Below are 17,892 nucleotides of genomic sequence, written 5' to 3'. Positions count from 1 at the left end.
CTCCAGCTATTCGACCCGCGTTTCTCCACTGAACACCAAGGTATTGCGGCAACTGCGGCATAAATATCGTCGCCCCTGGCGCACCAGGCTGTGGCGCTGGGCTGTGAACGAAAAGTCGCTGCCGTCGCAAGGGCATTTGTAGATGTAGCGGGTGGCGGTGCGGCGCTTGATCTCATAGGTGTGGCAGCGGTTGGGCGGCAGTTCGTAGACCCCGCGCATGATCAATTGCCATTCTTCGCCGTGGGCCTGGATGCAGTCGCCGAACAATTGGTGGGCGATCAGGTGCGCGACTTCATGGGCGACCGTCTGTTTGAGGAAGTCTTCGGCGTTTTCCCGGTACAACTGTGGATTGAAGCGCAGCAGGTTTTCATGCAGGTGCGCGACACCGGCCTTCTGGCCGCGCAATTTGAGGCTGACGACCGGGCGTTTGAAAGGACGTTTGAAAAAGGATTCGGCTTGTTGGTAACACTCTTCGACGCGGGTATTGAGTTGCTCGAGCATGCTTTACGGGTCTCCAGAAAGCCGAGTATGCCGCAAGCGCCGGCCGTTGCGAATCGCCCAGGCGCCCAATGGTCGTTTCGGCAGTTCCAGGCGCAGGAAGGCCGCCTTGCGGCGGCCTGTGTTGGCAGGTTCTTTTTTGTTGGAGAGCTTCAAATCTTCAGTTGGTATAGACCGGACCAACGCCCAGCCCCCAGACAATCACCGTGAACGCCATGATGGCTACCAGCACGACCAGGCCGACGGCGAGCACCGAGCTGGAAAACAGGAAGCCTTCATCCTGGGGAATGTTCATGAACGTCGGCAAGCCCACGTACAACAGGTAGACCGTGTAGCAGATCGCCGCGGTGCCGACGATCATCCCCAGCCACATATGCGGATAGAGTGCCGCCAGGCCGCCGATGAACAGCGGGGTCGCAGTGTAGGTAGCGAACGCGACGCAACGAGCCAGGCTCGGGTTGGCGTCATAGGTGCGGGCCATCCAATGGATGAAGGCGCCCATCACTGCCACGCCGCCCAACATGGCCAAGTACGACATGACGGTCATCCACAGCGCGCTTTCCTGGGTAAGCATGACCGGTGGACGATTGCCGATGACCCATCCCACCTGCGTGGTGCCGATGAACGCGGATATGGCGGGGATCGCCGCCAGGATCAGCGTGTGGGTGAGGTACATGTGGCTGATGCTTTCCTCCTGATCGCCACGGATTTCCTTCCATTCTTGATCAGGGTGGGTAAAGAGCCCCACGACATGATGGATCATAGTCAGTCACTCCTTTGTTATTGCCATCGCCCCCCAACGGAGCGCCTACGGGCCAAATGGCCGGGTAAGTGAAGGTCTGTAAGTGTGTGCGACCTTATGTCGCAGTATAGAAAGGAGTCGCCGCGAGGGGGATGGGCGGCTTAGAGCAAATCGCGCTGTAGGGGAGGCTGCTGATAGCTAAAAGCTGCAAGCCATAAGCTGCAAGATAAAGCACCTCGCCTGGCTTGCCGCTTGCCGCTTGTGGCTTGTAGCTTGCAGCTGCTTGAAAAGCTAAAATGCCGGCCTTTCGTCACACCTCACGGATTTCGCGTCATGGGCACTCTCACGGTCAATCAGAACAAACTGCAAAAGCGCCTGCGCCGCCTGGCCGGTGAGGCGGTCGCCGATTTCAACATGATCGAGGACGGCGACAAGGTCATGGTCTGCCTGTCCGGCGGCAAGGACAGCTACACTTTGCTCGACGTGCTGATGCATTTGCAGAAGGTTGCCCCGATCAAGTTCGACATCGTTGCCGTGAACATGGACCAGAAGCAGCCCGGTTTTCCCGAGCATGTGCTGCCGGCCTACCTCGAGTCTCTCGGCGTTGAATACCACATCGTCGAGAAAGACACCTATTCGGTGGTCAAGGAGCTGATTCCCGAGGGCAAGACCACTTGTTCGCTGTGTTCGCGCCTGCGCCGTGGCACGCTCTACACCTTTGCCGACCAGATCGGCGCGACCAAGATGGCCCTGGGGCATCACCGCGACGACATCGTCGAGACCTTCTTCCTGAACATGTTCTACAACGGCTCGCTAAAGGCCATGCCGCCCAAGCTGCGCGCCGATGACGGACGCAACGTGGTCATTCGCCCGCTGGCTTATTGCAACGAGAAAGACATCCAGGCCTATTCGGATTTCAAGCAATTCCCGATCATTCCCTGCAACCTGTGCGGCTCCCAGGAAAACCTGCAGCGCCAAGTGGTCAAGGAGATGCTCCAGGAATGGGAACGCAAGACCCCGGGCCGTACCGAGAGCATCTTCCGCGGTTTGCAGAACGTCATTCCGTCGCAACTGGCGGACCGCAACCTGTTCGACTTCACCAACCTGCGTATCGACGAAAGCGCCACGCCGCGGTTCGTCAATGTGGTGAACCTCTGACGGTCCCAACGGCTTTTATTCACGGCGCTCGCGAGCGCCGTTTTCATTTTTAAACCAGGAGAGGGCATGCGCGATTACAAGTGGCTGCACGAGTATTGTCTGAACCGCTTCGGTTCAGCGGCTGAACTGGAAGCCCACCTGCCGATTCCCAAGACCCCGGCGCAACTGCGCAAAATCAGCGACGACCGCTACCTCTCGACCATGGCGCTGCGGGTGTTTCGTGCCGGGCTCAAGCACAGCCTGGTGGACGCTAAATGGCCGGCATTCGAAGAGGTGTTTTTCAAGTTTGACCCGGAAAAAGTCGTGTTGATGAGCGCCGAGCACCTGGAACGGCTGATGCAGGACGCGCGAATCATTCGCCACCTGGGCAAGCTCAAGAGCGTGCCGCGCAATGCGCAGCTCGTATTGGATGTGGCCCATGAAAAAGGCAGTTTCGGCGCGTTGATCGCCGACTGGCCAGTGACCGACATTGTCGGCCTGTGGACCTACCTGAAAAAACACGGCCATCAACTCGGCGGTCTGTCGGCGCCGCGTTTCCTGCGAATGATGGGCAAGGACACCTTCGTGCCGAGCTATGACGTGGTGGCGGCGCTCAACGCCCAGGAAATCGTCGATAAAGTCCCGTCCAGCCTGCGGGACCTGGCGACGGTGCAGAACGCGTTCAACCAGTGGCATGAAGAAAGCGGCGGGCGGCCGATGAGCCAGATCTCCATGATGCTGGCTTACACCGTCAACCATTGACCTGCGTTGCGAGGGCGTTGTTTCAGGCAGCCGAAGGCTCACCCTCGCCAGCCAGCCGCCGGTTCAACTGGAACCGCCATCGCACATACAGCAAGGCCGAGCAGAACAGCGCCACACTCGCGGCCATTTCCAGCATGCCGAACAGCTGCCGGTTCGGGTCGTAGGCCGCCAGCGCGCCCTTGATGAAATACAGGTTCACCACGAAGCACATCCACGAATGCCCGCGCGCGCTGCCGCTGAGCATGCCCGGCGCCAGGATCAACAGCGGCACCAGCTCGATCGACAGGATCACCCAGGGACGCGCGCCATGCAGATCGGCGATCAGCAGATAATACGCGCTGAGCAGCCCCACCAGGCCGAAAAAGCACAACAGGCTCAGGCTGCGAGCGAGGCGTACACGCGGCTCCAGCCACTGGATCGGCGGCAGGATCTTCGGCTTCTTAGCCACGGCCGTTCTCCAGCAACAGAGCGGTTTTTGCCAGGCGCAAGCCCAAGGCACGGCACAGGGCGACTTCATGTTCGTTCAGGCCGCTCTTGCCGTCGGCGCCAGCATGGTGGCTCGGGCCGTAGGGCGTACCGCCACCTTGGGTGTCGATCAGGGCCGATTCGCTGTAGGGCAGGCCGGTAATCAACATGCCGTGATGCAGCAAGGGCAGCATCATCGACAGCAAGGTGGTTTCCTGGCCGCCATGCAGGCTCGCGGTGGAGGTGAACACGCCGGCCGGCTTGCCCACCAGCGCGCCGGTCAACCAGAGGTTGCTGGTGCCGTCGAGGAAGTATTTGAGCGGTGCGGCCATGTTGCCGAAGCGGGTCGGGCTGCCGAGGGCCAGGCCGGCGCAATTTTTCAGGTCATCAAGGCTGGCGTAGAGCGGACCTTGCTCCGGGATGTCTGGCGACACGGCCTCGCACTCGGTGGAAATCGCCGGCACGGTGCGCAGCCTGGCTTCCAGGCCGGCCTGCTCGACGCCTCGGGCGATCTGCCGGGCCATTTCGTTGGTGGAGCCACTGCGGCTGTAATACAACACCAGGATGTACGGCGTACTCACGGCAGGATCTCCAGGATCTTTTCCGGCGGGCGGCCGATCGCGGCCTTGTCGCCGGCCTCAAGGATCGGTCGCTCCATGAGTTTCGGGTGGTCGGCGATCGCTGCGATCAACTGCGCCTGGCTCAGGCCTTGGGCTGCCAGGTTCAAGGTCTTGTACTCATCTTCGCCAGTGCGCAGCAATTGCCGCGCCTGGATGCCGAGCTTGCCCAGCAGGCGTTCAAGTTGCGCGGCATCCAGCGGGTTTTCGAGGTAGCGGACCACCGTTGGTGACAGGCCGCGGGCCTCCAACAGTTCCAGCGCGCCGCGGGATTTTGAGCAACGCGGGTTGTGATAAAGCGTCAGATCAGTCATGGGCGGGTCGCATCTTGCGTAAGGTGGCGGCTATTCTACTGTGCTGCGAAGTCCCTAGCACCTCAGACAAGGATCGACACATGGCAAGGCGATTGGTGGCGGCACTGACTTTCATCGGTATTTTGATGCTCGCCGGCTGCGGAAACGATTACGGAGTGGACCAGAACGGCCAGCCGATTGCCTCGCAGCGGTTGGACAAACACTGGGTGGTACTCAATTACTGGGCCGAATGGTGCGCGCCATGCCGTACGGAAATCCCCGAGTTCAATGCTTTGGCCGACCAGCTCAAGGAGCGAAACGTCGGCGTGTTCGGGGTCAATTTCGACCAGGTGCAGGGCGAGGAGCTCAAGAGCGCCAGCGAGAAGATGGGCATTCGTTTCACCGTCATGGCCCAGGACCCGGCTGAGTTCTTCGATATCCCGCGCAGTGAAGGGCTGCCCGTCACTTACATCATCGATACCGAAGGCAAGGTCCGCGAACAACTGCTGGGGGAGCAGACGGCGGCGGGGGTGATGGCCAAGCTCGAGGCATTGCAGGCGCTCAAGTGATCCCCCAACTGACATAGGGCGTTTGGTTATATAGGTTCTTTGTGACAGGGAGCTTTTGTGGCGAGGGAGCTTGCTCCCGCTGGGCCGCGAAGCGGCCCCAGATGTACCTGTCACTTTGATGTGTCAGACAGAATGGAGGGGGCCGCTGCGCAGCCCAGCGGGAGCAAGCTCCCTCGCCACAGGGTCAACCATGTCCCTGGTCCAAACTGGGGTTGTCTGGAGGCTCAGGCCTCAGCCTTCCTCCAACCACCAACGCAGCGGCTTGCCCTGGGCTGGCCAGAAGCGCGTCTGTTCGATCGGCGAGATGTCCCACCGTTCGACCTTCTCCAGTGCCTGAAAAAAACGTGTTTCCTGCTCCATCAGCGCCGGGGCGCAGAGTTTGCGGGTGCTGCCGATCTTGCCGAAACTCAGTCGGTCGCCTTCCAGGGTGTACGGCGCGAACCAATGGTTGCAGCCCGCGTTGCCATAGGCGCGACCGTCATCGCCGAGGGTGATGGTCAGGTGGCTGTAATCCATCAACGGCCGTTCACCGATCCATTCAAGGATGTAGCTGCGGTTCTGTTGCAGTTGCACCGGCTCGGCGGCGCAACCCATCAGGCCGGCGCCGATCAGCGCGGCCAGGACCAGGCGTTTCATCAGGCGGCTTCCTGACATTGAGGGCACACGTGCTTTTCACCGACAGTCGTCCAGCCCAACTCGGCGATGCGCGCGGTGGCGGCCGGTTTCTGGGCCTTGCTGCCAAGCTTGGCATCGACGGCGAATTCGAAGCTCAGCGCCTTGGCGCAGCGGTCGCAATTGACCTGCCAGGTGTGTATCGCCAGTTCGCCGAACACCGGGCCGGTGGTCATGGCGGTCCATTGCCCCATCGGCTTGAGCAGGTGCCTAACGGTGTCCACGGTCAGTCGCATGGACAGGTCCTTGCTGCCCTTGAGGGTCACGAGCAACACATCGTTGGCCTGGATCGAACCGCCGTTGCCGGTGACTTGGTAACGGCCCGGCGCCAGGGCGCGGACCTCGGTCAAGGTGTGCTGTGGGTTCATCAGGGTGTAGCGGAAATCGTGTTCGGCCATGGGTCCTCCAAATAGGCGCGACATGCTAGCACGGGGCAGGGTTGGCCATGGTCCGCAGGCGACGAACTTCCGCTGCCGGGATGGCGAAGGCGTTCAGCCTTCCACGAGATTGCGTGGCGCACCCTCGGCCCAGGCCGCGATATTGTCTAATGTGGTAGCGGCGATCGCTGCCAAGGCTTCCCGGGTCAAAAACGCCTGGTGCGCCGTGACCACCACGTTGGGAAAGGTCAGCAGCCGCGCCAATACGTCGTCCTGCAAGGGTAGGTCGGAGCGGTCTTCGAAGAACAGCTGGGCCTCTTCCTCGTAGACGTCGAGGCCCAAGTAGCCCAGTTGGCCGCTTTTCAACGCGTCGATCAGCGCCGGCGTGTCCACCAGACCGCCGCGCCCAGTGTTGATCAGCATGGCGCCGCGCTGCATCGAGCTTAGGGAATCAGCATCGATAAGGTGCCGGCTCTGTTCGTTGAGTGGGCAGTGCAGGCTGATGATCTGCGCTTGCGCCAACAAATCGGCCAAGGGCAAATAGCGGGCACCCAAGGCCTCGACCCGTGGATTGGGGTAAGGGTCGTATGCCAGCAATTGGCAGCCGAAGCCGGCCATGATCCGGGCGAAGGTCGCGCCGATCTGGCCGGTGCCGATCACGCCGACGGTCTTGCCCACCAGGTCGAACCCCGTCAGCCCGTGAAGGCTGAAATTGCCGTCCCGGGTGCGGTTGTAGGCGCGGTGCAGGCACCGGTTGAGCGCCATGATCAACGCCACGGCATGTTCGGCGACGGCGTGGGGCGAATAGGCCGGCACCCGGACGATGCTCAACCCCAGGCGTTTGGCCGCGGGCAGGTCGACATGGTTGTAGCCGGCCGAGCGCAGGGCGATCAGCCGCGTGCCGCCCTCGGCCAACCGTTCCAGTACCGGGGCGCTCAGGTCGTCGTTGATGAACGCGCAGACCACCTCGTGCCGTTCGGCCAGGGCCACGGTGTCCAGGTTCAGCCGCGCCGGCTGGAACTGCAATTCAAGGCCAGCCGGTAAAGGGGCCTTGCTAAAACTGTCGCGGTCGTAGCTCTGGCTGCTGAAAAGAATGGCGCGCACGACGGCCTCCTGGCATTGGGATGAGCCCAGCCTAGCAGCCCTCGCGCCGATGACCATTGCGCTGGGTCAGGCGCTGATGCGTGCCTCGTTGGCCAGGCGATTGATGGCGTGTTCCAGCTCTTGCAAGGCGGCTGCGGCTTTCGGGTCCTGCTGCTTGAGCAGGGTTTCGCTGCGCTGGCAGGCCGCGCGCAGTTGCGGCACGCCGCAGTAGCGTGTGGCACCGTGCAGGCGATGGACGCGTTCAATCAGGGCGTTGTGATCGTTGGCCTCGCTGGCCTCGCGAATCGCTTCACGGTCAGCCTCCAAGGAGGCCAACAGCATCGCCAGCATGTCTGCCGCCAGATCGGCCTTGCCAGCGGCCAGGCGCAGGCCTTCCTCATGATCGAGGACCAGCAGCTCACTGCCGCCATGGGCGTCGACGGCCCGATCCGGCGCCTGGTTACGCAACGCCAGGCCAGTCCATTTGAGCACCACTTGGGCCAGTTGGCGCTCGCTGATGGGTTTGGTCAGGTAGTCATCCATGCCGCTTTGCAGCAACGCGCGCTTCTCGTTGGCCATGGCATGGGCGGTGAGGGCGACGATGGGCAGCGGCGTGCAATGGCGTTCGCTTTCCCACTGGCGGATCGTCTCGGTGCTCTGGCGACCGTCCATGCCGGGCATCTGCACGTCCATCAAGACAAGGTCGAAGGTTTCCTTCTGCACAGCCTGGACCGCCGAGTAACCGCTTTCCACCGCCAGCACCCGGGCGCCCATGTCTTCGAGCAGCGTCTGCACCAGCAGCAGGTTGGCCGGGTTGTCGTCTACGCACAACACTTTCGGCGCGCGGCTGGCCACCGGTTCGTTGGGCTCGTTGCGTTGCGGGCGCGGGTTGACCAGGTCGGACAGCGCTCGGCGCAGCTTGCGGGTGCAGGCCGGCTTGGCTTGCAGCTGGCTATGAGGATTGGGTACCGAGAGGTGGTACAGCGTCTGTTCCGTGGTCGGGCACAGCACGAGCACTTTGCAGCCCAAATGTTCCAGGTCCCAGATGTGCTGGTTCAGACGTTCCGGTGGCATGTCGTTGCTGGTGATGCCGAGCACGGCCAAGTCGATCGCCTGATCGGTCTGGTGGGCGACCGTGACGCCGTTGGCCAGGTTCTCCAGCGTGTTGAATGGCGTGACTTGCAGTCCGCAATCCTCGAGCTGATGTTGCAAGGCCTGGCGGGCCAGCTCGTGATTTTCCACAACGGCCACGCGTCGGCCCAGCAACGGTGGACCGGGCAAGTCTTCGACGTCGTCACGAGCCTTGGGCAGACGCAGGCTGATCCAGAATTCGGAACCTTCGCCCGGTGTGCTGTCGACACCGATTTCCCCGCCCATCTGTTCCACCAGCCGCTTGGAAATCACCAGGCCCAGCCCGGTGCCGCCGGGTTGCCGGGACAAGGAATTGTCAGCCTGGCTGAAGGCCTGGAACAGCGCTCGCACGTCCTGGTTGGAGAGGCCGATGCCGGTGTCCTGGATGCTGATGCGTAGCTGAACGCTGTCTTCGTGTTCGTCCTCGAGCATGGCCCGGGCGACGATGGTGCCTTCTCGGGTGAACTTGATGGCGTTGCTCACCAGGTTGGTGAGGATCTGCTTGAGACGCAGCGGGTCGCCCACCAGTGACAGCGGCGTGTCCCGGTAGACCAGGCTCACCAGCTCCAATTGCTTGGCGTGGGCGGCGGGGGCGAGGATGGTCAGGGTGTCCTGCAACAGGTCCCGCAGGTTGAACGGAATGCTGTCGAGCACCAGCTTGCCGGCCTCGATCTTCGAAAAATCGAGGATTTCGTTGATGATGCCCAGCAGGCTGTCGGCGGATTTTTCAATGGTGCCCAGGTAGTCGAGCTGGCGCGGGGTCAGTTCGCTTTTTTGCAATAAATGCGTGAAGCCGAGGATGCCGTTGAGCGGCGTGCGGATTTCATGGCTCATGTTCGCCAGGAATTCGGATTTGATCCGGCTCGCTTCCAGCGCTTCCTTGCGGGCCAGGTCCAGCTCGATGTTCTGGATCTCGATAGTTTCGAGGTTCTGGCGCACGTCTTCGGTGGCTTGGTCGATGCTGTGCTGCAACTCTTCCTGGGCATTTTGCAAAGTGCCGGCCATGCGGTTGACACCCGAGGCCAATTCATCCAGTTCCTGGCTGCCCAGCGGCGGCAGGCGGGTTTCCAGGTGACCGTCCTTGAGTTGCGCCACGGCTTGCTTGATCTGGCTCAGCGGGCGATTGATCGTGCGACCCATGCGCAAGGCCAACAGAGCGGTGCAGCCCAGGCCAGCGGCGATCAGCAGCAGGCTGGCGAACAGGCTGCGATAACCGCGCAGCAACATGCCGCTGTGGGACAACTCCAACTCGACCCAGCCCAGCAGGCGGTCGGCTTCTTCGGGAATCAATTCACCGGCCAGGTTGCGGTGCTTGCCGAACACCGGCAGCAAGTAGCGGGTGGCATCGTTGCCAGTGCGTTGCAGCAATTGGCTGCTGTTGCCCTCAGGCGCGCGGTTGAGCATGGTCGGGCCGGCATGGGCCATGGGCGTGCGGTCGGGCGCCAGGAAGGTCACGGCGCGTACGTCCGTCTGTTCAAGGGATTGGGTGGCGACGCGCTCCAGCAGTTCGGTGTCCTGGCGGCTCATGGCCGGCGCGACCAGCGGGGCCAGCTGTTCGGCGATCATCTCACCGCGCTGCAGCAACTGGGCGTGCAGGTCCGATTGCTGCATCCAGGTGAAATAACCACCCAGGACCAATGCCATCAGGCTGGTCGGCAACAGCGTCAGCAACAACACACGGCCTTTGATTCCCAGTTTCTTGAGCACGCTTGTCTCCTGCATCCAGCGGTCTTGGTTAGCTTTGCGCGCATCCGGCACGCAATACCTGCGCAGTGTAGCGATTTGCGGGCGGGGGATCTTTGTAAAAATCGTGTCGACCGAGGGCAACAAAGATCGGTGGGTACTTCAGATCTCCTTAAGGCAGGCAGCGACGCAGGATTAATTCACTACTATCGAAAGGGGACCGGGGGAACACATCTTCCTCGCCCGGCCGATAAGGGCGACTGTGTCCGCGTATTTTAAGCGGATGCAATTACCCCTGGCTTCAGGATCACCATGTGCCGATGTAAGTAATCAGCCCCTGATCAAGGTCGTTCGTGGGGGGGGGGCGCACCCGTTGCCAGCAGATCGATGCCCCGACGAAGCCCAGAGTGCTGATCACTGGAAGTTTAGCTCCGTACAAACCGCAGACGTGGCACGAAGTGTACGCAGCCCCAAAAGCACGATCACCACCATGGCCAGGCCCGCGACAATCGCGACGCCGAACCCTGCCTGCGCGCCATAGACGTCGATGACCAGTCCTGCCAATACGCCACCGAGCGCTACGCCGATGCTGATGCCTGTAGTCATCCACGTAAGTCCTTCGGTGATCCTTGACGGTGGAACAATGATCGACCCGAGATTCATGACGACGACCATCGTTGGCGCAAATGACATACCTGCAACAAATAACATCCCGGAAAGGATGTAGACGTTCGGTGAAAGAATGGGCAACACGGCAGTGACCGCCGTTATCAGTACCCCGATAAAGAACTGCTTTTCAATCGGCAAGGAAATTCTTAAAGCGCCGAACGTCAGACCCGCGATCATTGAACCAAGTGCATAGGCTGCCAGGATGAAACTGGCAGACGCCGGCCAGCCTTGTACGTTGGCGAAGGCCACAACCGCCACGTCGATTGATCCGCCAATCACACCCATTGCCAGGAGCGCTAGCACGATGGTACGAACGCCGGGGATAAGCAGGGTCGAGCTTGCGCTCCTTCCAATGCCCACGATCACCTTCGGCTCTGTCTGCCGCTGCATAAGAAAAGCCGTCACGCCGACAACCAGCAGCAAAACGGCTACAAGAGGCCCGGCTTCCGCGAAAAAGCTGACACTCAAACCAATGGCAAGTGGTGGGCCGATGATAAAGGCGAGTTCAGTTAGAACCGTGTCCAAGGAGAACGCCGTGTGTAACTCTGGCTTGCCACGGAAAAGCTGCGTCCAGCGCGCTCTTATCATGGCGGGCATGCTCGGCATCGTGCCCGCCAATGCCGCAAGAATAAACAGCAGTGTGGCTGGAGCGCTCATGTAGACGGCAATGATCAGCGCGAGCAACATACCAATGCTGAAGGCCGTCACAAAGGGCAGAACCCGACGTTGCCCCCGCTGATCAACAAGTTTCGATACTTGCGGACCGATAAGCGCATTCGCCAAGGTAAAAGTACCGGCGACCGCGCCCGCCAGCCAATAAAGGCCCGTCTGCTGCACCAACATGGTGATGATGCCGATGCCGATCATTGCCTGTGGTAGCCGGGCAATGGAACTCGCGATCACTAACCCCATGACGCCTGGGGTGGTGAAAAGTTCGCGGTAGGGATTTGCCATGATTCTTCCTATAATTTGATGCTGATGAAAGCCAGCTGCATGCGATGCAAACTAATAGAGCGGTAAATCGGCGCCTGAGTTGAGCAAATATGCAAGTGGGCAGTAACAACCCACTTGCACGTAGATGGGCGAAACGCTCAATCCTCACCTCTTACGAAAGCGCTCGATTCAATGCATCCATTTGCGTCTGGCTTCAGCCCCCTCGATGTCAAAAGCGGCATCAGGTCATCCGTTTGTTTGCATTTTTTCGCGGACACCTTGCGGCAGCCATTTCCTCAGTAACAGGCGTATGTCCCCCAGATCGGAATGGGATGATGCTTTCATCAGGGATGTGTTTGAGGCCCAATCTCTTCTGTTCTAGCTCCCGATATGTCACGGGCCCGCTCACCCACCCCAGTCACCAGCCACACGTCACTAACACTCAGCAACCGTGCCAATTGCTCCACCCGCAGCCGAGGTATCCCCCGCGCGCTCCAGTTCGTCAGGCATTGAGGGCTGATACCGAGCACCTCGGCAAACGCCGAGGGAGAGATGCCGTACTCTTCCAATAGGGTGCGCAGGCGTTGCCCGCAAGTGCGCTGGGCGCAGGGCTGCTGATCTTTTTGTTTTGCGTCGACCATCGTTATCGCTCGATACCTACTAATACGTTTGGCGGTACAACTGTAAAGAACCCGGTGCAAAGCCAGATAGCCTTGGCTGCTTGACCATCAATACAGAAGGAACGAACCCACAAACAGGCAGGAAGAGTGCCTACAGACGGTGCTTACAACAGCTATACATGCACGATTCGAGCGCTCAAATCTGTAGGAAAAGGATTGTGTGGAGTGCAGATTAACTACATGAGCCTGAGCATCACGTGCGCGAGCGTGGATCCGGTGGCAAGTGAACAAGCTCCCCACACAGCAGCGCGCTGCTCCCTTATTCCCATAAGCCATAACCCCCTTACTTTGCGTGATATGGCCTCGCCGGGTTTGCCGGTATGATAGGCGCCCCCGCAGTCCGGATTGCGAATACGCCATGACTCTGCAGTACCCAACCATCGCCGATTGCGTCGGCAACACTCCGCTGGTCAACTGCAATGCGCCGTCGAAGTGGACTGCTGGGTCTAGGGCAACCTCAACACCCTGGCCCAGGCTTTAGAAAGTATCCTGCGCAACGCAATCCGACATTCACCGATCGGCGGCGTCGTTCGCTTGGATGGCCGTCGCGACGGTAGTTTTTGGCATCTGTGGCTGGAAGATGAAGGTGGTGGCGTGGCCGAACAGGAGCTGGAGCGGATCTTTGATCCTTTGATCCGTCTCGATGGTTCCCACCAGAGGAACGGTGGTTTTGGGCTGGGGTTGAGTATCACCCGCTATGCGGTGGCGCGTCAGGGTGGATGACTGTGGGCGCAGAACGGTTGAAAAGGCTTGCGCTTGAACTTGCGTTTATTGGCCAATAAGCCGAGGACCGTTGTGGCGAGCTTGCTCTCGTTGGGGCGCGAAGCGGTCCCCTGCAATCTGCCCGATGTCTGCCGACCCTCATCTTAGGGAAGTTGATGCAATACGTCTTCGAAAAGTGCTTTAAGTGACCGCACTGGCGGTTACCACGGTGTTGTGAAAAGCGATCAAGCGATCCGTAGTCGCTTTCCAATCGGCGAGCCTGTGATAGGCGTTGATAAACCAACTTAAATTTCCACTCAGGTTTCCGAACGCTGAGTTGATTTGCATGAAGTCTCCAAACGTAATGCTGCCAGAGAATAATCGTGGGGCGGCCAATAAGCTGCTTAAAACTAGCGCCAGCTGACTATATGTTTCAGTAAATAATGAGAGTCGCATCTTTAAATTTATTATTTTTCTCATGTTTAGTTGGGTTGCATCCAGTCTAAGTTTGACAGTGTTCTGTCGGTCGTTTTGTATTGGTGGTGTCCGGAAATTCTTATCGTTTTCTTGTAATTTTATAAGGCTATACCGAAGGTCCGCTTCTGATCGTTGTTGGTGGTTGCTCAGTGAGACGAGCTTGAAACCTATTTTTTGACTAATATAAGTTCCCGCCGTGGCGTAGGTTATGGCAGAAAAAAACATGTAGCAAGGTACTGTTATCCCGGTGAGTTTGATCTCGCCGGATATTTCTATGAGTACCACGCTGAATGATATGATGCTGGCTATGGTGAATATTAATCCACACCCTAGATCAATTGTCTCAAATGTAAATTTGTTGATGTCTTCCGCAATGCGCTGATCAGGATTGTCTATCGAGTGGTCAGCCTGGATCGTATTGATTGGGACTAGCGTCCAATGGGCTAGATAATGCTTGGTCAGCCAACGACGCCATCTCAGGGCTAGCAGATCAACTAGATAAGAAATGGATACAGACCGAAGAACAGAAAACGATACAATTCCAAAAAAAATAAATATCAGATTGTAAAACAGCTCGATGTCAGTGTTTTGGATTGCATTGTAAAAGTATCTATACCAGTCGTTGATCGCGAGCGCGGTTGCGACTCCTAATAAAGATAAAATTACTAGGGTGGCGACGCCAGTCCATGCGAATAATTTCTCGTCACTTCCCCAGTAAAGATGCATGATGGTAAGGAGGCTGTTCGAAAAAGTTGGTTTCGTTTGTAAATTTTTGTTTGTCACGGTTATGCGCTCCATGCGGAATTTTGTGATGTTGGATGTATGGGATGGGTAGATTCCGTATCAATTTAAATTCCAATAGCCTAATGTGCCAAGATGTTGGCAGACTTTTAATCGGGTGATTTGCCAAACGTTCATGGTAGCGGCTTTCTGCCGTTCTGCATTTGCATAGATGCTTAGGGCGGAAAGTAACTCGGTCATGTCTCCAATTCCAGAGTTATAACGGCCCTGAACTACCTTTAACGCCTGGTGTGACTGCGTTACTAGTTTGTTAATCTGAATTAAGCGTTGTGTTTCAGTGTCTAGCGTTCGGTAACCTTCCCATAGTTCCAATGACAAGCGTTGCTCCTCTTTGAAGAGTTTATCTTTGCTTTCCTCAAGGCGAGCAAGGTCGTGACTCACAAGAGAGCGTTGTCTGAACCCGTCAAATAAAGGCACGCTTAACTGAAGGCCGATCGCCCTATCTCGCTCACTTCTGTCTTGGTTACCCATCTGGGATTGATTGAACTGGGCATAAGAAAAATCTGCTGTCAGTGATAGGATGGGTTTTCCAAGCGCGCGATTTCCATCGAGTTTCGCTTCCTTTGCTCTGATTTCTGCGCGGATTGCCGCTAGGGCCGGGTGGTCCTGCTGAGCTTGCCGAAGTAGTGCCGCGAAGTCATTAACAAGCTCCGCGCTGGGCAGGGGTGCCCGATCATCTTCAAGGTTGAGCGGAATATCCGGTGGAAAACCCATGCGTAGTGCGATTACCCCGACGGCCTCGCGAAACTTTCCCGCATCGTAAATCTGATTCACATTCGCTTGGGAGTAAGCTGTTTGAGCTTGGAGCCAGTCTGAAAGCGCTGCGGCGCCAGATTTATATCTGGCTGCGGCCGCTTCAAGGTTGTTTGCCGTGAGAGCTGTAATTTTTTTTGAGATCTTCAAGTCGTGCTGCGCAGCCAAAGCGCTGTAGTAGAGTTGAGCCGCGGAGAAAAAATACATTTGCAGTAGAGCGTCTTGGTTGGCGTTGGCCGCTGCCAATAACTGCAAATTCTCACGTAGAGCCGCTTCTCGCTGACCGAAGTCGAAAAGCGTCCAACTCAGGTTCAGTTGGTTGGATAGTTTTCTTAGACGACCATCGCTAGAGAGTTCGTTACGTTCGTCGTAGTTCGTTGTGTTGCGTCCATTCACCAGACGAGCAGTTCCTTTGATTGTGGGATAATAAGCCGCCCTAGCGACGTCTACCAATGCCGCTTGGATTTTGACTTGGGTCCAGGTCGAGCGCGTTCTTGGATCATGGCAGAGTATGCGTTCAATCGTTTGTTGTAATGAAACCCCTCGCGGTAAATTACCGAAAACACACGGTGATAAGTGGGCGTCTATATCTGAATTTGGATGAGCTTCTGTAAGGGTATCAATAAAGTTACGTTCCGTCCCATTAGCCGAAAAACTAATGAAAAAGAATATTGGAAATATATGTCTTGGGCTTATCTTTTTATTCATCGTGCCGATCCACTATTTAACCATTCAGAGGCGAGCTTTAATTCCCCTGCCTGCATTAGGAAAACTCGATCCGCCGAATTTATTGTCTCGGGTCTGTGGGCAACAATAATCCTAGTTATTTTTAATGAGCGTATCGCTTCGTTTACCTTTCGTTCGCAGACCAAGTCAAGATGGCTCGTGGCCTCGTCTAGGACCAAGATTCTGGGTTTTTTGTATAGGGCTCTTGCTAACAGCACGCGTTGTCTCTGTCCGCCTGACAAGACTGAGCCCATGTCTCCTATAAGCGTGTTGTATCCCATCGGCATAGATTGAATATCATCATGTATGGCCGCCATCTGCGCACATTCTATGATCCAGGGTAACTCCGCATTAGGGTCAAAGAACGAAATGTTGTCTGCCAGCGATCCAGCAAATAGAGTATCGTCCTGCATGACCGTCCCGACTATGGCGCGAATCGCGTCCGCACCTATTTTTTTGATATCGTGTCCCGCTATGCTAATTTTCCCACCCGTTGGGGTTACAATTCCCAACAGCAGGTTAATCAATGTACTTTTTCCACAACCCGAGGGACCGATAATAGCTATGTATTCTCCCTCCATAACCGAAAAATTCAGGTTAATAACAATGTAAGGTTCGTTATCAGCATGGCGGTACGTTAGCTCGCTGATTTCAATGTTCGCGTGGTGTTCTCGAGAGATATGTATGTTGGCAAGAGTGGGGGTGCTTTCAACTGGGTGAAGAATGATATCTGCCAAGCGCTCCCCTTGTAGCTGAAGCATATGCAGTTCGAACAAATGATCTATAAGACTGGTGACCCTGTTCACAAATTGTGTTTTATAGGCGATAAATGCCATCAGAACGCCAATGCTGAAATGACCAGTCATTACAAAACCAGCACCGAACCAAACGGCGAGAAGATTTTCTAAGCCGAACAGTAGTCCATTTAGCTGCGTATAACAAAGTTGCATTTTTTGGGTGCGTAGATTCGCATTAATTTGCTGAATTAATAGCATTAGCCATGTAGCTCTGCGCTCATAGTGTCTTCCAAACGATTTTATTGCACGAATGCCCCTGATTGTTTCGAGGAAGTGGCTCTCTTGCTGGGTGGCATGGATAATCTGCTCTTCAGTGGCTTCTCTGAGTGGGCTATACCAGACCCAACGACCGAAAATGTATAGAACCATGGTACAGAGAGAAATGGAGGCCAGAACTGGACTAAACATAAACATTAGCGCCAATGTGGCGAAAGTCATAATGCCGTCGAGAACACTAGAGAAAAATGCAGCGGTCAAGGTTTGCTGGATATGAGTAGCTGCCCCGAAACGCGACACAATATCTGCCAAGTGCCGTCTAGCGAAGTACTGTATTGGCAGTTTCAATAAATGAGTGAATACGTTGCTCTGCCATTGCACACTGACCATTGTATTCATATGAAGCGTTATCCATGAGCGGATTGCTGTCACTGTTTGCTGAATAAGCATCAACAAGCCGAAGCCGATCATCAGGCTCTTAAGTAGATCCTTGTCCTCGCTCAGAAGTACATTGTCAATCGTCCATTGGAGGAGGAGTGGACTAACTAGCGAGAATATTTCCAGCGCGAAAGCCAGCAATAATATCTGCGCAAGCGAACGATACAGACCGCTTGTCTTGCCCAACATATTTACAAGTTTTATTCTCGGTTTTGCTTCATGTTTCTCGAAGTCGGCATTGGGCCATAGTTCCAATGCGACGCCAGTAAATAATTTACTGGCGTCGTTGAATGTCAAGTGGCGAATTCCTACGGCCGGATCATGCAGTACTAAGTGGTTCATACGTACCGATTTCAGGACCACAAAGTGATTGAAATTCCAATGAAGTATGCAAGGCAGTTTGAGGCCGGTGAGGTCTCTCATCTCCAACCTGACAGGTCGGGTGCCCAGTTTTAACTGGTCGGCAATCGATATGAGTTGCTTAAGCGTTAGGCCTTTTAAGGAAATATGGAAGCGGCCGCGTAAATCCGATAATTTGGTGTGATGCCCATAATAGCCGAGCAGCATTGCCAGACATGCCAAACCGCACTCTGTCGCCTCGGTCTGTAGTCGAAGAGGCAGTTCGCGCCCCATGCGGAGTGCTATTGAGTTCAGATTGTTCAACGATGCAG

The 17,892-nt window shown here is 56.8% G+C and carries 16 protein-coding genes and 1 pseudogene; 4 read left to right on the top strand and 13 right to left on the bottom strand.

Annotation, left to right across the window (positions count from 1 at the left end; all coding sequences use genetic code 11):
* Window positions 1–6: 6 nt before the first annotated feature.
* Entirely contained in the window at window positions 7–501 is a 495-nt protein-coding gene (locus J3P82_RS19305) for a SprT family zinc-dependent metalloprotease (RefSeq protein WP_434558238.1), read from the bottom strand.
* 157 nt (window positions 502–658) lie between these two features.
* Entirely contained in the window at window positions 659–1,261 is a 603-nt protein-coding gene (locus tag J3P82_RS19300; protein ID WP_047736546.1) for a Yip1 family protein, read from the bottom strand.
* A 312-nt stretch (window positions 1,262–1,573) separates the two neighbouring features.
* Between J3P82_RS19300 and ttcA the strand changes: the two genes are divergently transcribed.
* Both ttcA and J3P82_RS19290 read left to right on the top strand, forming a co-directional pair.
* On the top strand, window positions 1,574–2,398 hold the full coding sequence (ttcA, locus tag J3P82_RS19295) for a tRNA 2-thiocytidine(32) synthetase TtcA (protein ID WP_186614398.1): 825 nt from the start codon (window positions 1,574–1,576) through the stop codon (window positions 2,396–2,398).
* Window positions 2,399–2,464: 66 nt separating this feature from the next.
* Window positions 2,465–3,139: a DNA-3-methyladenine glycosylase I gene (locus J3P82_RS19290; protein WP_434558237.1), complete on the top strand. Its 675-nt coding sequence runs from the start codon at window positions 2,465–2,467 to the stop codon at window positions 3,137–3,139.
* A 22-nt stretch (window positions 3,140–3,161) separates the two neighbouring features.
* Here the strand turns inward: J3P82_RS19290 and J3P82_RS19285 are convergent, their stop codons facing one another.
* From J3P82_RS19285 to arsC, 3 genes are read right to left on the bottom strand one after another with little or no spacing between them, the layout of a single operon-like run.
* The gene (locus tag J3P82_RS19285; RefSeq protein WP_434558236.1) at window positions 3,162–3,587 is read right to left on the bottom strand and encodes a DUF2069 domain-containing protein; all 426 of its coding nucleotides are present in this window, start codon (window positions 3,585–3,587) and stop codon (window positions 3,162–3,164) included.
* A complete protein-coding gene (gene wrbA / locus J3P82_RS19280) occupies window positions 3,580–4,185 on the bottom strand; it encodes an NAD(P)H:quinone oxidoreductase (protein WP_186614404.1) in 606 nt (201 codons plus the stop codon). Before wrbA ends, J3P82_RS19285 begins: the two co-directional genes overlap by 8 nt.
* Window positions 4,182–4,535: an arsenate reductase (glutaredoxin) gene (gene arsC / locus J3P82_RS19275; RefSeq protein ID WP_434558235.1), complete on the bottom strand. Its 354-nt coding sequence runs from the start codon at window positions 4,533–4,535 to the stop codon at window positions 4,182–4,184. The genes wrbA and arsC overlap by 4 nt, the downstream gene beginning before the upstream one ends.
* An 80-nt stretch (window positions 4,536–4,615) precedes the next feature.
* On the opposite strand from arsC, the gene J3P82_RS19270 reads away from it, so the two are divergent.
* Entirely contained in the window at window positions 4,616–5,083 is a 468-nt protein-coding gene (locus J3P82_RS19270) for a TlpA disulfide reductase family protein (protein WP_434558234.1), read from the top strand.
* 231 nt (window positions 5,084–5,314) lie between these two features.
* On the opposite strand, the gene J3P82_RS19265 is transcribed toward J3P82_RS19270, so the two are convergent.
* From J3P82_RS19265 to J3P82_RS19245, 5 genes are all read right to left on the bottom strand, one after another.
* The gene (locus tag J3P82_RS19265) at window positions 5,315–5,719 is read right to left on the bottom strand and encodes an META domain-containing protein (protein ID WP_434558233.1); all 405 of its coding nucleotides are present in this window, start codon (window positions 5,717–5,719) and stop codon (window positions 5,315–5,317) included.
* Window positions 5,719–6,153, bottom strand: a complete 435-nt coding sequence (locus tag J3P82_RS19260) for a hypothetical protein (RefSeq protein ID WP_434558232.1) — start codon at window positions 6,151–6,153, stop codon at window positions 5,719–5,721. Before J3P82_RS19260 ends, J3P82_RS19265 begins: the two co-directional genes overlap by 1 nt.
* Before the next feature lie 93 nt (window positions 6,154–6,246).
* Entirely contained in the window at window positions 6,247–7,236 is a 990-nt protein-coding gene (locus tag J3P82_RS19255) for a 2-hydroxyacid dehydrogenase (RefSeq protein ID WP_434558231.1), read from the bottom strand.
* Window positions 7,237–7,302: 66 nt separating this feature from the next.
* Entirely contained in the window at window positions 7,303–10,053 is a 2,751-nt protein-coding gene (locus J3P82_RS19250) for a response regulator (RefSeq protein ID WP_434558230.1), read from the bottom strand.
* A gap of 390 nt (window positions 10,054–10,443) precedes the next feature.
* Window positions 10,444–11,652: an MFS transporter gene (locus J3P82_RS19245; RefSeq protein WP_434558229.1), complete on the bottom strand. Its 1,209-nt coding sequence runs from the start codon at window positions 11,650–11,652 to the stop codon at window positions 10,444–10,446.
* 1,070 nt (window positions 11,653–12,722) lie between these two features.
* Between J3P82_RS19245 and J3P82_RS19240 the strand changes: the two are divergent.
* Window positions 12,723–13,034: pseudogene (locus J3P82_RS19240) on the top strand (ATP-binding protein); the annotation flags it as partial.
* A gap of 180 nt (window positions 13,035–13,214) precedes the next feature.
* Here J3P82_RS19240 and J3P82_RS19235 read toward each other — a convergent pair.
* The 3 genes from J3P82_RS19235 to J3P82_RS19225 are packed head-to-tail and all read right to left on the bottom strand — an operon-like array spanning window position 13,215 to window position 17,854.
* Window positions 13,215–14,273, bottom strand: a complete 1,059-nt coding sequence (locus J3P82_RS19235) for an SbmA/BacA-like family transporter (RefSeq protein WP_434558228.1) — start codon at window positions 14,271–14,273, stop codon at window positions 13,215–13,217.
* A 60-nt stretch (window positions 14,274–14,333) separates the two neighbouring features.
* Window positions 14,334–15,752 carry a TolC family protein gene (locus J3P82_RS19230; RefSeq protein ID WP_434558227.1) on the bottom strand — a complete coding sequence of 473 codons (1,419 nt, stop codon included), beginning with the start codon at window positions 15,750–15,752 and terminating at the stop codon, window positions 14,334–14,336.
* Complete coding sequence (locus tag J3P82_RS19225; RefSeq protein WP_434563903.1) at window positions 15,749–17,854, bottom strand: peptidase domain-containing ABC transporter; 2,106 nt, start codon at window positions 17,852–17,854, stop codon at window positions 15,749–15,751. The genes J3P82_RS19230 and J3P82_RS19225 overlap by 4 nt, the downstream gene beginning before the upstream one ends.
* Window positions 17,855–17,892 lie beyond the last annotated feature (38 nt).

Source organism: Pseudomonas sp. Z4-20, assembly GCF_051131955.1.
GTDB lineage: Bacteria > Pseudomonadota > Gammaproteobacteria > Pseudomonadales > Pseudomonadaceae > Aquipseudomonas > Aquipseudomonas marvdashtae.
This window is presented reverse-complemented; position numbering and strand designations above follow the sequence as displayed.

What these genes read in the sequence shown, in the direction of transcription:
- J3P82_RS19305 (WP_434558238.1), bottom strand. Translation starts at nt 501, where the DNA reads ATGCTCGAGCAACTCAATACCCGCGTCGAAGAGTGTTACCAACAAGCC.
- J3P82_RS19300 (WP_047736546.1), bottom strand. Translation starts at nt 1,261, where the DNA reads ATGATCCATCATGTCGTGGGGCTCTTTACCCACCCTGATCAAGAATGG.
- ttcA (WP_186614398.1), top strand. Translation starts at nt 1,574, where the DNA reads ATGGGCACTCTCACGGTCAATCAGAACAAACTGCAAAAGCGCCTGCGC.
- J3P82_RS19290 (WP_434558237.1), top strand. Translation starts at nt 2,465, where the DNA reads ATGCGCGATTACAAGTGGCTGCACGAGTATTGTCTGAACCGCTTCGGT.
- arsC (WP_434558235.1), bottom strand. Translation starts at nt 4,535, where the DNA reads ATGACTGATCTGACGCTTTATCACAACCCGCGTTGCTCAAAATCCCGC.
- J3P82_RS19270 (WP_434558234.1), top strand. Translation starts at nt 4,616, where the DNA reads ATGGCAAGGCGATTGGTGGCGGCACTGACTTTCATCGGTATTTTGATG.
- J3P82_RS19265 (WP_434558233.1), bottom strand. Translation starts at nt 5,719, where the DNA reads ATGAAACGCCTGGTCCTGGCCGCGCTGATCGGCGCCGGCCTGATGGGT.
- J3P82_RS19260 (WP_434558232.1), bottom strand. Translation starts at nt 6,153, where the DNA reads ATGGCCGAACACGATTTCCGCTACACCCTGATGAACCCACAGCACACC.
- J3P82_RS19245 (WP_434558229.1), bottom strand. Translation starts at nt 11,652, where the DNA reads ATGGCAAATCCCTACCGCGAACTTTTCACCACCCCAGGCGTCATGGGG.
- J3P82_RS19230 (WP_434558227.1), bottom strand. Translation starts at nt 15,752, where the DNA reads ATGAATAAAAAGATAAGCCCAAGACATATATTTCCAATATTCTTTTTC.
- J3P82_RS19225 (WP_434563903.1), bottom strand. Translation starts at nt 17,854, where the DNA reads ATGGGGCGCGAACTGCCTCTTCGACTACAGACCGAGGCGACAGAGTGC.